Below are 15,121 nucleotides of genomic sequence, written 5' to 3' on the forward strand. Positions count from 1 at the left end.
GGTTATTTCTTTTTGCCTTCTAAATAAACTTTAGCATCACCGTCAAACTTGAGTTTTCCCCTTTCCAGTTCAATTACTCTAGGGAACCTTTGGATGATCTCCTCATCCTCACTGACCAAAACTACTGTCCAGTCCTTTTCTAGAATATAATCCATGATCCTGGCTCTGTCCTCATCCTCAAATGGAGAAATAATATCCTCCAACAACAAGGCTTTTGGATGGTTCACCAAACATCTGGAAAGAATTATTTTACTGATAATCAACCTACTGAGATTTTTACCTTCAGGCAATAGTTGGGTATTCCAGTCATCTTCAAGTCTATAGATGTACTCTTTTAAACCTACCAATTCTATAATTTCCCTCACATGTTTATCATCTACATCCTTTTGGAGTGTGATATTTTCATAAATGGTTCCATAGAATATGGATTGATATGAAAGACTATCACCGATGAAACTTCTTAGTTTGTCAAGATTCATGGTATCGATAGGTAATCCATTTACAATGATCCGGCCTTTATAATCACTGTAAAGCCCGGCCATGAGGTTCATTAAAGTACTCTTACCACTTCCACTGTTTCCAGTCAAAATGATCTTATCTCCAGCATTTAATGTGACGGACAAATCATTGATGATCTCATATTGAGACCTCTTATTCTCATATGTAAGGTTTCTAATATCAAAGTTGATTCCTTTGGTTTCAGCAGTAAGGGATTTTTCTGTTCCGGATAATCTTTCCATAGGAAGATCCATGATCTGACCTATCTTCTCTGTAGCTACCAAAGTATCATAAACTGTCTCAAGAGAAAGTATGACTTTTTCTACCGAGCTTACTATAAGGATAATGATAACTTCTGCTGCTATAAATTGACCAATACTGATCTGATCGTCTATCAACAACAAACTACCCACTACCAAAAGTGTGGTTACAATTAAGGCCTTGAACACGATCATGACCTTGTATTGAAGGATCAACACTGCAAAGTGTTTATTTCTAAAATCCACATAAGATTCCAGAAGCTTGTCAATGGTTTTAAAAGGCAAGTTTGAATTTCCTGCCAATTTAAAAGTAGCCATGGTACGTCCTATTTCCTCCAGCCAATATGCCGTTTTGTATTTCTGAGTAGATACCTTGAGGTTGGTTTCCATTCCGCGTGGGCTAGTATATCGGAATATGACTGCCACAAGTGCCAAAAGGATCACACTGAAAATAACAAAGAACACATTGTATAAAGCCAGCAAAATCATACCGAAGAATATCTGCACGGTAGCAAAAGAAAAATCAATCAGTATCTTGGCCATACCTTTTTGAAGGTTCACCGCATCAAAAAACCTGTTGACCAATTCAGGTGGGTGCTTTTCTTGTAGTTCATCCAATTTCAACCTGGGAAGCCTATATGCAAAGCTAAAACCTGTCTTGGTAAAAATCCTTTGCTCAAGTTTCTCTGTGAGATAAAGCTGGGAAATCTGAAGAAATCCACCAAAGGTGATTCCTACAGCTACTACCAAAACCATTATCAACCAAGCTGTACTGACCCTTCCTCCCAATACAAAATTGACAATGGCTTGAATACCTAATGGTAGGATCAAAGATACCCCACCATTGAGCAATGAATAGAAGTAAATGGCATATACTTCCTTTTTTTCCTCTTTAAGAAGTTTGAAAAACCTCCTTAAAGGTGTCATGGTATAATCAATTTTCATTTTCTATGGTTTTGAAAACTAGGTTATTGAAAAAATCAATTCTTCTTTCGTCACCAGGCTGGTGCTCTGTAAGTGCAGGCAAATGCCTTGCATAGTAAGACTGCATCAGACTGGATTCCATTACTGTAGACACCAATGTCTTTGGGAATTCAAATTTCGGGTTTACTTCGAGAACTATTTTGGCTATTCTTTCACCCAGCTTATGATAGTGGTTAAAAAACCCTTTTCTGTATTCTTCGTCTACCTCTTTGGTCATAATGGCTTTGGTAGCTTCATCTGTCAATAACCTCCGCAGCTGCATGGGGTCTATAAAATCGTTTTGGGTGAAGATAGGACCTTTCACAAGAATCCTAACAGCTATTTTCAACTTTTTTTTCGAATCGGTAAGATTTGCCGTTGCATACACCAGGTTTTGTTCCAAATATCCCCAGTACCAAGAAGTAAGGTAAAGAAGGAGTTTGTGCTTGTTCTCAAAATACCTGTAAATAGCAGATTCTGTACATCCCACGTGGGATGCCAGTTTTTTAAAGGTGAAGTTCTCAAACCCTAAGTCAATTAATAAGTTGACACTTTGGGAAATCAACTCCTTACCCAAATCTGAACTGAATGGGTCTTTGAGATAAATATCCGTATTGACATCAACCCGGATTTTTTGAAGAATGCTTTCCATCAATTTCGATAAAACAAGACGATAACGGTAATGACTTACCAAAAGTTTATACAAATATTCAAAAAGTTTGTTTTACTCACTAAATCAAAGAAAAAAAATCCCAGCAACTTACATCGCTGGGATTATACTTTCTTCAGTGGTTTTATTTTTTCATGTAAGCTTCACTTATGCTTTTAAATTCTGAGCTTGCCTTCCATTGAGGCCAATATTGGCTGTTGGCAAGTCTAAGCCCAACATTTCAAAATAACTGTATATCATTTATTGCGCCTTCTAAATTCAATCTTTCCGGATCATATTCATCTCCGTGTTTATGATAATATTCAGCAGTGTATTCGTCCTGAATAATGAACACAACTTCACTTTTTGCATGGTAGAGGAGATTGACATGAATAATTTCAAAGCAACAATATGTACCCAAAATTTCCTGAAAATTACGAATAGGTTAAGAATTCTCATTTGTCGCCATACGACAATCGAAGGCCCATCATCCAAGGTAGTTTTATGTCTGAATCAATAAAAAACTACCAAAATGAAAAAATCTTTACTATTCATGGCCTGGCTCATTAGCGTTATATCGTTATCAGTCACTCAGAGTTTTGGCCAGTCGGCATCTGCTTCACTCTTTGGTGTAGTTAGGTCCGCAGAAGGTGAAACATTGCCGGGAGCTAATGTGGTCATCAAAAATGAATCTACAGGTTTTACAACCGGTGCTGTCACCAACCTTGAAGGTAGGTTTCAGATCAATCAGATTCCACTAGGAGGACCTTACAGCATCAAGGCTTCCTTTGTTGGAGAAGGAAGCTTGGAAAAAAAAGGGTATGAACTTAATTTAGGAGACCAGATCAGGGTAGACTTTGACCTAAGAGACGGTGAAGGAACTTTGGAAACCATAGTCATCAGTGCAGATGATTACGCACCAAACAGGGTATCTCCTCTTGGAGCTGGTACAAGGTTGGGCATGACGGAAATCAAATTCATGCCAACCAACGGAAGGAGTTTTCAGGATTTGGCAAATCTTGCTCCTACCACATCCCCCGGTGGTTCTTTGGCTATTGGAGGTACAAGAGTGAGCTCTACAGCCATTACCCTTGATGGGGGAAATCAAAGGTTCATGATGAATGGTGGCTTGATTTCCCAGTATACGGTATCCATGGAGGCCATCAGAGAATACGAAATAACCACCAACGAATACAATGTAATGGAAGGCAGACAAGGTGGAGGAGCCATTAACGTGGTGACAAAATCAGGTACCAACGAATTTTCAGGTTCGGCATTTTTCTTTAACCGTAACCAAGCCTTGACAGCAGATGAAGACTATATTGGAAGACCCATCAATAATTTCAATGTAAATCAATACGGTTTTTCATTAGGTGGACCTATTATCAAAGACAAACTTCACTTCTTTGCAGCTTTGGATTTTGAAGACAGGAGTGAGCCATTTGCCATAATTGATGTTAGGGATAACCAAACCGAAAGGCTAGAACAGATCACCCAACAAAATCTCGACAGGTTCATCAATATTCTTGAAGAAAGATATGGACTTGATCCAAACAGACAGCAGACTGGTCTTTTTAATATAAGACCCACAAACAGGACTGCTTTTGCAAGATTGGACTGGCAGATCAATCCTACTCACAAGCTGACCTTTAGAAACAATTTTTTCTGGGGTGAAAATGAATTTGTAGTGGGTGGCGATAACACCGCTTTAGCCGATTCCAGAGGAGATTTAAGGATTTTTGGAGTCAATAGTCAGTTGGCCTTGAGATCAAACTTTTCTTCCAAACTTACCAATGAGTTTAAACTCCAATACCTCCGTGCACAAAGAGATTTTGTAGCAAGGTCTTTTGCACCCAGAGGATTTGTAGGAATAGAGTCTTTTCAGGAAGATGGTACCAGGCTTTTCAGACAATTTCAATTTGGTGGAAATAGGATAGCACCTGAAGAGCAGGGAGAACAACAGTTCCAGTTGATAAACACCACCTACCTTCAAACAGGGAAAATTTTCTGGACCTTTGGTACGGATAACATGGTGACTTTCACCAACACCCTGAATACCAACGAACAAGGTGGTTTATTCCAGTTTGCCAGCTTGGATGCTTTGGAAGAAGGCACACCATTTCAGTACTCAAGGCTGGTACCCAACAATCCTGATGGCAGGTATGCGCCTAAGTTGAGGCAAACAGCTTTAGACCTGTCTGCTTTTGTACAAGCTGAAACCAATATCACCAATAAACTGAGTGCCATGTTTGGTATGAGATGGGATGCTACTGTCTTCTTGACTGCACCTGAATTCAACCCTCTAGTATTGAGTGAACTCGGGAGAAGAACAGATGTGGTGGCAAGGGATTATAACAACTTCCAGCCTAGATTGCAATTCACCTATGACTTCAACGAAGACCAGCGAAATGTTCTGAAATTCGGAATCGGTGGGTACTCTGCAAATATTGTCCACTGGGCCCAGTTGTCAAATATACTTCAGTCCGGTACCATTTTGACGGATTTGTTGCTGACGGGAGCCGACGTTCCTACACCGGATTTCCCAAGATTCATAGCAGACCCATCTTCTGTTCCCGGAGTACCTGCAGGAGGCGTAGGAAGATCACCATATATCAATTTGATCGGAGAGGATTTTGAAGCTCCTTACACCTGGAAAGGTAACTTGGCCTACAGAAGATTTATCACTAATGAATTCTACCTTGGCGCGAATGCTTACTTTGCCAGAACTATTAACAACTATAGGTATCAAGATCTGAACCTGACTCAGGATTTTGCCTTTAGACTTGCCAATGAAAACAACAGAGGGGTTTTTGCAAGACCGGATCAGATCACTCCAGTCAATGTCAACAACCCAGGCGTGGTGGTCTATCCTATCAACCCTTCAGTAGTCAATGCCAATGCAAATCTAGGTAGGGTATTAGAGCTTAACGGAGATTCGGATATTTGGCAGAGAGGTATCATTTTCGAATCAGGCTATATATTCCGTAAAGGAGGTAGCATCACCGGTACTTTCACTGTCAACAGAACAGAGGACAACAACTCCTACAACTGCTGTATTGCCAGAACATCTGTTTTAACAGCCATAGTAGATGATCCAAGAGATTTGGTAGCCAACAGGGGTGGTGCCAATACAGACTTTAGACATAAGATTGTCCTTTTCGGAACTTCACCTGCTTTCAAAAACATGAGAATCTCGGCCAGGTATGTAGGTCAGTCAGGGCTTCCATGGACACCACTGGTATTTGGTGATATCGTAGGTGATGGTGCAGGCCTTTTGATCAATGCTAATAAAAGAGCATTTGTCTTCAATCCTGAAACCATAAGGGCTAATCCAAATGCCACACCTTTTGAAAACATCATTGCAGATGGGATGGATGTAGTATTGGCGAATTCTGATAACATTGCCAGAGGACTGCTAGTCGACAACTTAGATGAAATAGCTCCAAGAAATGAAATCTACAACCCATTTTGGCACAATGTAGATGTGAGGTTCACATTCAATATCGACAATTCCATCATCAAAGGAATGGGCAAAGGAAATCTTGAGCTAATAGCTGAAGTATTTAACTTCACCAACCTTCTTAATAGCGAATGGGGTGGTGCTCCAACAGTTCCGGGTGGAAATCAGGTATTGCTTCAGACTCTAGGACTAGATCCAATTGCCACGGCTCAGGGAAGGCCTCAATATGCATATAGGGTTAACCCAACTTTTGGTGAAACTGTCAGAGCTAATCCTCCTTTCCAAGTCCAGATAGGAGCGAGATATACATTTTAATCACTAACCTTTATATACTCAACATAAAGGCCGCTTTTTAAGTGGCCTTTATTTTTTCATTGTTAACTCAAGCTCGTCTAACCTTAATAATTCCTTTACTTCCAAAAGGCAATTTTAGAGTAATTTGGTCACCAGATTTAGCTCATAAAAAAAATGGATGATTTAAAAGAATTGATGATCTCAGCAGGTGAAAAAATCAACATTTTGCAACTCAACCCATTAAAGGAAAATAATGTCAAATTGATCTGGATCAAAAAGGGAATTTCAAAAATATTCGCCATCAATGACAGTGGAGTCAAAGTAAATACAGATTTGATTTTTGAAAATGAATACTTTTTGGTTTCCCATGATAATTACAAAAGCAGTGATCTGTTTTTTATCGAGTCCTTAAAATACTCTGAAATGTATTGCCTGCCATTGGGCTTTCTGAATTCATCTCAGATGGAACAATTGAACTTACTTCTCATTGATTTTTACAATGCACGGTTACAAAGAATCCATCAGCAAAAAGTCAAAAACCATGACTTGGAGCTTGAGGAAAGGGTGTTTTTTCTTTTGGCTGATTTTTGCAGAATATTTGGAGAAAAGAAAGGCCAAAGCTATGTCATGCCCAATTTTTTTACCCATGAGGATTTGGCCAGTATGCTTAAAACCTGTCGACAGAATATCACCTCAGTATTAAGCGGACTGAAAAAGAGACGACTACTTTATTACAACAGAAAAGAAATTAGGTTCGAAAAAGCTATATTTGAAAGCAGTAAGGTACTCAATCAGCCTCACATTCAAAAAAACAAAACCATTTCCCTATGTTGAAAAAGCTTCTCATATTCCTGCTATCTCTGGCCATTGTGCTGGCTTTGGTATATACATTTGGACCTAGGGAAAGGGTTCAGGATTTGCTTGGAGAATATCCTACGGTACCCACCAGAATGGGGGAATTGGAGGAACTTATCCGGTCCAAAGAAGACACCGTTCAGGGTCTAAAACCTGGTAATGAAGCTAAAATTATCTGGGCAGATGAGCAAAATAAAAGCAAAACCCCCTACTCTATTGTATACATCCATGGATTTGGTGCCAGTGAGAGAGAAGGCAGCCCTGTAAACAGAAGGCTGGGGGAATACTTCGCAGCCAATGTCTATCTTGTACGTTTACCTGAACACGGTATCAACCGACCGGATGCTTTCAGGCACCTAAGCGCGCAAATGTTGGTAGATGAAGTCAGAGAAGCCTATATGATAGGCAAAAGCCTGGGAGATTCGGTAATTGTGGTAGGCACATCGATGGGAGGTGCTTTGTCCCTGGTCTTGGCTTCAGAAAGACCTGACATGAAGGCTTTAGTACTCTATTCACCTGCGATCCGTGAGGGTGGTGATGCATTGGAGCAGTTTTTCAAGCCTTGGTCTAAATATCTAGCAGAAAATTTTCTGTATGACAACGGAGTGAGACTTACTCCGAGGGAGGGAGATAAAGCAAGATTTTGGTCAGAACAATACCATGTCAATTCTTTCAGCAGTTTGGCGGTATTGCTTAGGAGTAAAATGACAGAAGATACCTTTAAAAATGTTTCTCAGCCCACTTTTTTAGGCTATTACTACAAAAACGATGAGGAACAGGATTTTGTGGTATCTGTCCCCAAAATGCAGGAAATGTACAACAGTATTTCCACTCCTGAAAGACTCAAAAGAAAAGTAGCTTTTCCGGAGACAGGCGACCATGTAATTGCTTCTGATATAACCTCAAAAGATTGGGAAAGTGTACTACAGGAAACAATTGACTTTTTGGAAAATGTCGCAAGAGTAAAGAAAAATTCCAAATCAGAATCCCAAAATGAGTTAAGGGAAGCAGCTTAATGTTTACCGAAATTTTTATGTCCCGCATTAACTTCAAGATCTAAAACATTCTGCTTAGGCGGCAAGGGACAGGTGGCATAGGCTGTATATACGCAGGGGGGATTGTATGCTTTATTGAAATCAAGGATAATCTCTTCCGAAGTAAAATCCCTGTCTACATACATGTATCTACCTCCTCCGTATGAAAGGTCTCCACTTGTTTTGTCTGCAAACATTAAAAAAAGTTCGTCATCATCTGGATTGGCTAGCGCGTCTAAGCGATACAGTTTGTTTTCAAACTCAAACTCCACATATCCTGATGAAATATTCGGCATGACTTGGCCCACGACATTAGAAATCATGATTTCTTTGACCGGTTCGTAAGGAACAAATCTGGCTTTTATCCTCCATTTTAAGTCTACTGGAAAACGATCTACCCCTTCAAAATCAATAACTTCTTTAGCTTCAAGGTCACGCAGTCTCACCCCAAACTTATCCCCTCTTTTGATGATGTTCCAATGAAGACTTCCATAGTCCATGTGCAAATCCAAACCATCTCTCAGATCAAAAATCAAAACCTTTTCGTTGACTTCCTTCGATTCCAATTGAATTCCGCTCACCTGCGGCTCAAAAAACACCTTGTCCTCCTCCAAAATAAAATATCCCAATACATCAGGCAAATCACTATGTATGACCTTCAAGTCTACCGATTTGGTACCAAAACTATTTTTTCCATCTTCAAGCCAATGAAGTCCAATCAGATTCAGATAGCCTTCATCTGAGCGCAAGAAATCCATCTGCGCTTCATGCCATTCATCTATTTTTTCCCTGTAGGATTCAGGATCAAGCTTCAATTCAGATCTTCCGGTACAGGATATCATTACCAGAATCAGGAGAACAAACCTTATTTTCAATTCCATTTTTTTAAGTTTCGGCCTCAATATAAACAGATTTTACGCCCCTGAAATGATGATAAGCGTATTTTGTCCTATTATGTGATTTTTACACAAAAATTTCTAGGAATTGACTAAATTCCATTCTAGAACTAAATAAGAAAATGAGAAAATTGACCCTTTTATTGCCTCTGTGTTTTGTTATAACATTCCCTTTATTTGCCCAAATAGGTGTGGGCTCTGAAAAACCTACCGACGCTGAAATGCTTTTTGATGGGAGCAGGGAGATGCTTGACGAAAAATGGACTTATTGGGATGGCCCAAGGCTTGCGGCTACATTACCTATCAAATGGAAGATTGTGGAAGATCCTATCGACAGCGGAACCGTCATGAGCAGTAATGATAAGGATGGTGCCGGAGGAAAATACGGTGCGGCTGATATTGTCACCAAAAAGGAATTTACAGACTTTAGGTTGCATGTTGAATTTCTAGTGGAGGAAGAAGGAGGCAACTCAGGAGTTTACCTTCAAAACAGATATGAGATACAGATTTTGGATGGAGACTATGGCCTACATGGCATGGCTGCTATCATCAATGAACACCTCCCAAAAGAAAAGGCTTATTTGGGCCTAGGCAAGTGGAACGCCTATGATATACAATTCCGTGCGGCAAGGTTTGAAGATGGAAAACGTACCGAGAAAGCCCGAGTAACCATTTACTTTAATGGAAAAAAGATCCATGAAGACCGGGAAATAGAGCAAGTCTGGGGAGGTGCCAATTCCGGGTTGGATGGTGGAAATGATGGAGGAAAAGGCATAACTGACAGACCGGGAGGAATCAAACTACAGGCCGAAGGGCATTCGGTGCTATTTAGGAATATCTGGATACAGGAAAAAGAAATCATAGACAGGAATACTGATTTTTAGCAATCTGCCGATTCAAAACAAATTAAAATGCTGTTTTCTTCAGAATTCAGCGTTTTTATTTTGACCCAAAACTGCTCAAATTGTCCTGAAATTGAATCATTCTTTAAGATTTGCCTATCTTTGCAACTTTAAAAATTAGCGCAATCAAATGATATCAGTAGATAATTTATCCCTCAAATTCGGAAAGAGAACCTTATTCGAAGACGTAAACCTCAAATTCACCCCAGGCAACTGTTATGGTGTCATCGGTGCCAATGGTGCCGGAAAGTCCACATTTTTGAAAATTCTTGCGGGGGACCAAGACAGTACTTCAGGCAGCATCAATATCACTCCTGGACAAAGAATGGCGGTTTTGAAACAAAACCACTTCGAGTTTGATGAAGTAGAGGTGCTAAAGACGGTGATCATGGGCCACAAAAAACTCTATGCCATCATGGCGGAGAAAGATGCCATTTACATGAAAGCTGACTTTTCTGAAGAAGATGGAATCAAGGCATCCGAACTGGAAGCTGAATTCGCAGAAATGGACGGGTGGAATGCTGAGTCTGATGCTGCTGCCCTTCTTTCCGGACTTGGAATTTCAGAAGATTTGCACTACATGCAAATGAAGGACTTGGCCGGTAATCAAAAAGTAAGGGTACTTCTTGCCCAGGCACTCTTTGGAAATCCCGACATCCTTATCCTGGATGAACCTACCAATGACTTGGATTCAGAAACCATCAACTGGCTGGAAGACTTTTTGGTGAATTTCAAAAACCTGGTCATCGTAGTGTCTCACGACAGGCATTTTCTGGATGCGGTTTCTACTCATATCGTAGATATCGACTTCGGAAAGATAAAAATCTATAGTGGTAACTACACTTTCTGGTACGAATCTTCCCAGCTTGCCTCTAAGCAAAGATCTGATCAAAACAAGAAAGTAGAAGAAAAGAGAAAAGAACTGCAGGAGTTTATTGCGCGATTCTCAGCCAACGTTGCCAAATCCAAGCAGGCCACTGCCAGAAAGAAAATGCTTGAAAAACTCAATGTTGATGACATCGAGCCTTCCACAAGAAAGTATCCGGGTATCATCTTCAAGCCTGAAAGAGAAGCAGGAGATCAGATTTTTATGACTGAGGGTTTGGAGCTGAAAGATGACAATGTGACTTATTTTACCGATGTCAACTTAATGGTGGACAAAGGGGATAAGATTGCTTTTATTTCAAAGACCAAACAAGCGGTGACGAAATTTTTCCAGACCATTATGGAAGAAATCCCCGTGCAAAAAGGAAGCTTTAAGTGGGGTGTTACTATCAACAAAGCCTATTTGCCGAACGATAACTCAAAACATTTCCGTTCTGACCTGAATCTTATTGATTGGTTGAGGCAATACTCCGCCAATCAGGAAGAAGCTTATGTAAGGACTTTCTTAGGAAGAATGCTATTTACCGGCGAAGAGACACTCAAAAAATCCTCTGTTCTCTCAGGAGGGGAAAAAGTAAGGTGTATGATTTCCAAAATGATGCTTCAAAACCCCAATTTATTGGTCATGGACGAACCTACCAACCACTTGGATCTGGAGTCCATCACTGCTTTCAATAATGCTATTGTTGAATATTCAGGTACTGTTTTGATGAGTTCATATGATCATGCATTTGTGCAATCCTCTGCCAACCGTATCATCGAATTCACACCAAAAGGCACCATTGACAGAAGAATGTCTTATGATGACTACTTGGAATCAGCTGAAATCAAGGAGCTGAGAGCTAAGATGTATTCTTAAAATGATATATGCTTCGCGATATTTAAACGATATATGCTTCGCGATATAAATAGATATATGCCTTCGGCGATATATAATCCTAGTATCAGCACAGCTTTCTAAGATTCTGTACTGATCTGGGGATCTATTTCAACCTTATTTCTATCATATTTCAACTGTATTTCCCTTATCTTTCTTGCTTGCATCCGTAATAAATCAAAAGTAAATCAACTTGCTTCTAACAGCAATCATCATCTATATTCTGATTACCGTAGCTATAGGAGCTTGGTCATCCAAATTGGTCAAAAACTCCAATGATTTTGTATTGGCAGGCAGGCAATTGCCTCTTTTTCTGTCTGCTTCTGCCCTGTTTGCTACATGGTTTGGGTCGGAGACTATTTTTGGCGCCTCTTCTGAGTATTTGGATCATGGTCTGCTTGGGGTAATTGAAGATCCTTTTGGTGGGGCTTTGTGCCTGATTCTTTTCGGGATGTTTTATCTGAGGCCTATGTACCGCATGAATGTTCTGACAATAGGTGATGTCTACAAAAAGATTTTTGGAAAAAGGGTGGAGTTCTTCGCCTCTATATTTATGATACCCCCATATTTTGGCTACGTAGCAGCACAACTGGTTGCACTTTCTTTGATCTTCACCTCCATATCTGATATAAGTATTTCTTCCGGGATAGTCCTCAGTGCAGGTATAGTGGTTTTCTACACTTTTTTAGGAGGTATGTGGGCCATTTCCATTACTGACTTTATTCAGACCACTTTGATAGTGGTTGGTTTGATTTGGGTGGCCGTACTGGTAACCCAAAAAGCCGGTGGAATCATGCCTATCTTAGAATCAGCTCCTGAGGGAAGTTTTACTTTTTTCCCTGAGCCTAAGCCTACGGCCTGGATCAATTATTTTGGGGCTTGGGCCATTCTGGGGCTTGGAAGTATTCCCAGTCAGGACATCTACCAAAGGGTGATGTCCGCTAAATCGGAAAAAGTGGCCATTCGCTCCACTTATCTTGCGGGAACCTTTTATGTCACTATTGGACTTTTGCCTCTTTTCATCGCACTGGCAGCCAAATACCTTTATCCGGAAATTTACCTGGAAAACAAACAGCTACTACTTCCCGAAATGGTTCTCCGGCATTCAGGAATCCATGTTCAGATACTATTCTTTGGAGCATTGATATCCGCCATCATGAGCACTACGAGCTCTGGGCTGCTTGCTCCTTCAGCAATTATTTCCGAAAACCTCATACGCCCCTATTTTGGCAAAAAACTTAAAGACAGGCATTTTCTTTGGATATTAAGGATCAACATCATCTCAGTAGCCATTATTGCCACCTGGATGGCACAATGGAAAACCAACATATATGAACTGGTGGCAGGAGCTTCTATTTTGATGTTGGTATCTCTATTTGTTCCACTGACAGCCGGGCTATATTGGAAAAAAGCTTCCGAAATGGGTGCGCTTATGTCCATAGTCTTTGGCATGATTTCATTTCTTGCTCTATCAGCTTACGAACTACCATTTTACCCGCATATACCTGCATTACTAATAAGTGCTATCTTTATGGTACTTGGCTCTTATGTATTTCCCAATAAAAAAATTACACATGTTAGCGTATCCCAAACTCATATTACACCGAAGTAAAGAAATTTCAATTTTAAGAAAACACCATTGGATTTTTTCAGGTGCTATATCCCAAAAAAGTGATGAGCTAAAAAATGGGGACTTGGTACAAATATTCAGTGCGAAAGACAGCTTTTTGGGTGTAGGTCATTTTCAATATGGATCAATTATGGTTAGACTGATATCCTTCGAGGAAGTACCTATTGATCATGAATTTTGGACTCAGAAAATACAAAAGGCATTGAAAGTCAGAAAAAACCTGGGACTATGGCAAAATGATGATACCAATGTCTTTAGGCTCATTCACGGGGAAGGAGATGGCCTGCCTGGTTTGATCGTTGATTATTACAATGGGACAGCGGTAATTCAGACGCATCATATAGGAATGTACAAACATGTGAAGGAGATTTCTGCCGCGCTTCAGGATGTTTTGGGCGAGGAGTTAAAAGCTGTATACGAAAAAAGTGCTGAAACCTTACCAAAAGACATTGGTGCAGAAAACAGATGGCTCTTTGGCAAACCCGACTCCAATCAAATACGGGAAAATGGAAGCTATTATGAAATAGACTGGGAAAAAGGTCAAAAAACCGGTTTTTTCATTGATCAAAGGGAAAACCGTGATTTACTGGCAAGGTACAGCAAAGGGAAAAAGGTTCTAAACACCTTTTGTTACTCGGGTGGATTTTCCATAGCAGCCTTGAAAGCTGGTGCTGAAGAGGTGCATTCGGTAGACATTTCTTCAAAAGCAATAGAACTTACGGAAACCAATCTCCAAATCAACTCGGGAATTAAAGGTAAGCATGTATCAGTGGTCGCCGACGTGGTCAGGTATATCAAAGAAATTGAAAATGATTTTGACCTTGTAGTCTTGGACCCACCTGCTTTTGCCAAAAATATTAAATCCCGGCACAATGCTGTTCAGGCCTACAAAAGACTCAATTCTGAGGCACTGAAAAGAATCAAACCGGGTGGCATCTTATTTACCTTTTCCTGTTCACAGGTGGTGGACAAGCAGTTATTTGCCAATACTATCACAGCTGCTGCTCATGACGCAGGCAGAAATGTAAGGATCTTGCATTTCCTCTCCCAGCCTGGGGACCATCCCATAAATATTTTCCATCCGGAGACAGAGTATTTAAAAGGATTAGTTTTGTTTGTAGAATAATTTAGGAAAAGAATTTCCTGCTATCTTTAAAGCATCAGAAAACAAAATAAATATGTATACAGGATTACAACATCTTCATTCAGGTCTCGCATACCTGGTTTTGGCCATTTTGGCAATTGTTTTTATTCTAGCATTAGTAGGGTCTTTAAGCAATAGGGCTTTTACAGAAAAAGACCGGAAACTTGCTCTAGTAGGTTTCATATTGGCACACGTTCAGCTTTTGGTCGGATTGATCTTGTATTTTGTGAGTCCGGTGGGCTTCTCTTTACTCAAAGGCGGAGGAGCTATGTCGGACAGTGCTGCCAGACTCACTGCCCTGGAACACCCCTTGATCAATATTGTGGCTATTGTACTGATTACTATTGGTTATTCAAGAGCTAAAAAATTGACTGAAAGCCGGGCCAAATTCAGGTCCATTTATATGATGTATGCTATCGGACTTTTATTGATCCTAAGCAGAATTCCGTGGGGATCTTGGTTGGGGTAACTATTCCTAAATTCAATTTCCAGGTTTAAAAACATCATAAGATTTATAAATAAGGCCAGTGCTCAAAGTTCTGGCCTTATTTAGGGCGTGCTGAAAAACGCCAACTGAAGAATAAATTCTTTAAATTTTGATGAATACCCCATTTGTCAGGTATTTTCTTTTTAAGCATGTGCACGTTTATTCAATGTTATAGCTTGATTTCAGTGCTCCTTAAAATTTCAAAATTCGAAATTTTAAGGCTAGTCTCAGGCATACCATCTTCTTCATTGGGCTCACTCGAAGTTTAAGCATACATCTTCATTCGC

General features: G+C 40.1%; 11 protein-coding genes. 8 read left to right on the plus strand and 3 right to left on the minus strand.

Annotated features, from left to right (window positions below; genetic code table 11):
- Positions 1-2: 2 nt before the first annotated feature.
- Positions 3-1,703, minus strand: coding sequence for a peptidase domain-containing ABC transporter (locus tag EGN73_RS10400; RefSeq protein ID WP_219289177.1), 1,701 nt, complete (start codon positions 1,701-1,703; stop codon positions 3-5).
- Entirely contained in the window at positions 1,693-2,373 is a 681-nt protein-coding gene (locus EGN73_RS10405) for a TetR/AcrR family transcriptional regulator (RefSeq protein WP_219289179.1), read from the minus strand. The genes EGN73_RS10400 and EGN73_RS10405 overlap by 11 nt, the downstream gene beginning before the upstream one ends.
- Positions 2,374-2,902: 529 nt before the next feature.
- Here EGN73_RS10405 and EGN73_RS10410 point away from each other — a divergent pair.
- The 3 genes from EGN73_RS10410 to EGN73_RS10420 all read left to right on the plus strand — a co-directional run bounded on the left by EGN73_RS10410 (position 2,903) and on the right by EGN73_RS10420 (position 7,995).
- Positions 2,903-6,145: a TonB-dependent receptor gene (locus EGN73_RS10410; RefSeq protein ID WP_219289182.1), complete on the plus strand. Its 3,243-nt coding sequence runs from the start codon at positions 2,903-2,905 to the stop codon at positions 6,143-6,145.
- Between the two features lie 153 nt (positions 6,146-6,298).
- Positions 6,299-6,958, plus strand: a complete 660-nt coding sequence (locus EGN73_RS10415) for a Crp/Fnr family transcriptional regulator (protein ID WP_219289185.1) — start codon at positions 6,299-6,301, stop codon at positions 6,956-6,958.
- On the plus strand, positions 6,952-7,995 hold the full coding sequence (locus EGN73_RS10420) for an alpha/beta hydrolase (RefSeq protein WP_219289188.1): 1,044 nt from the start codon (positions 6,952-6,954) through the stop codon (positions 7,993-7,995). The genes EGN73_RS10415 and EGN73_RS10420 overlap by 7 nt, the downstream gene beginning before the upstream one ends.
- On the opposite strand, the gene EGN73_RS10425 is transcribed toward EGN73_RS10420, so the two are convergent.
- A complete protein-coding gene (locus EGN73_RS10425) occupies positions 7,992-8,894 on the minus strand; it encodes a DUF1684 domain-containing protein (RefSeq protein WP_219289189.1) in 903 nt (300 codons plus the stop codon). The two genes, EGN73_RS10420 and EGN73_RS10425, sit on opposite strands and share 4 nt — an antisense overlap.
- A 137-nt stretch (positions 8,895-9,031) precedes the next feature.
- Here EGN73_RS10425 and EGN73_RS10430 point away from each other — a divergent pair, with 137 nt between their 5' ends.
- The 5 genes from EGN73_RS10430 to EGN73_RS10450 all read left to right on the plus strand — a co-directional run bounded on the left by EGN73_RS10430 (position 9,032) and on the right by EGN73_RS10450 (position 14,816).
- Positions 9,032-9,793: a 3-keto-disaccharide hydrolase gene (locus EGN73_RS10430; protein WP_219289192.1), complete on the plus strand. Its 762-nt coding sequence runs from the start codon at positions 9,032-9,034 to the stop codon at positions 9,791-9,793.
- A 148-nt stretch (positions 9,794-9,941) separates the two neighbouring features.
- Positions 9,942-11,555: an ABC-F family ATP-binding cassette domain-containing protein gene (locus EGN73_RS10435; protein ID WP_219289195.1), complete on the plus strand. Its 1,614-nt coding sequence runs from the start codon at positions 9,942-9,944 to the stop codon at positions 11,553-11,555.
- 211 nt (positions 11,556-11,766) lie between these two features.
- Complete coding sequence (locus EGN73_RS10440) at positions 11,767-13,185, plus strand: high affinity choline transporter 1 (RefSeq protein WP_219289198.1); 1,419 nt, start codon at positions 11,767-11,769, stop codon at positions 13,183-13,185.
- On the plus strand, positions 13,148-14,329 hold the full coding sequence (locus EGN73_RS10445; protein ID WP_219289200.1) for a class I SAM-dependent rRNA methyltransferase: 1,182 nt from the start codon (positions 13,148-13,150) through the stop codon (positions 14,327-14,329). The genes EGN73_RS10440 and EGN73_RS10445 overlap by 38 nt, the downstream gene beginning before the upstream one ends.
- Before the next feature lie 52 nt (positions 14,330-14,381).
- Complete coding sequence (locus EGN73_RS10450; protein WP_219289203.1) at positions 14,382-14,816, plus strand: hypothetical protein; 435 nt, start codon at positions 14,382-14,384, stop codon at positions 14,814-14,816.
- Positions 14,817-15,121: the final 305 nt, after the last annotated feature.

The sequence above is a fragment of the Arthrospiribacter ruber genome, assembly GCF_019343195.1.
GTDB lineage: Bacteria > Bacteroidota > Bacteroidia > Cytophagales > Cyclobacteriaceae > Arthrospiribacter > Arthrospiribacter ruber.

Coding starts and splice junctions, on each gene's coding strand:
- EGN73_RS10400 (WP_219289177.1), bottom strand. CDS start 1,703: ATGAAAATTGATTATACCATGACACCTTTAAGGAGGTTTTTCAAACTT.
- EGN73_RS10405 (WP_219289179.1), bottom strand. CDS start 2,373: ATGGAAAGCATTCTTCAAAAAATCCGGGTTGATGTCAATACGGATATT.
- EGN73_RS10410 (WP_219289182.1), top strand. CDS start 2,903: ATGAAAAAATCTTTACTATTCATGGCCTGGCTCATTAGCGTTATATCG.
- EGN73_RS10415 (WP_219289185.1), top strand. CDS start 6,299: ATGGATGATTTAAAAGAATTGATGATCTCAGCAGGTGAAAAAATCAAC.
- EGN73_RS10420 (WP_219289188.1), top strand. CDS start 6,952: ATGTTGAAAAAGCTTCTCATATTCCTGCTATCTCTGGCCATTGTGCTG.
- EGN73_RS10425 (WP_219289189.1), bottom strand. CDS start 8,894: ATGGAATTGAAAATAAGGTTTGTTCTCCTGATTCTGGTAATGATATCC.
- EGN73_RS10430 (WP_219289192.1), top strand. CDS start 9,032: ATGAGAAAATTGACCCTTTTATTGCCTCTGTGTTTTGTTATAACATTC.
- EGN73_RS10435 (WP_219289195.1), top strand. CDS start 9,942: ATGATATCAGTAGATAATTTATCCCTCAAATTCGGAAAGAGAACCTTA.
- EGN73_RS10445 (WP_219289200.1), top strand. CDS start 13,148: ATGTTAGCGTATCCCAAACTCATATTACACCGAAGTAAAGAAATTTCA.
- EGN73_RS10450 (WP_219289203.1), top strand. CDS start 14,382: ATGTATACAGGATTACAACATCTTCATTCAGGTCTCGCATACCTGGTT.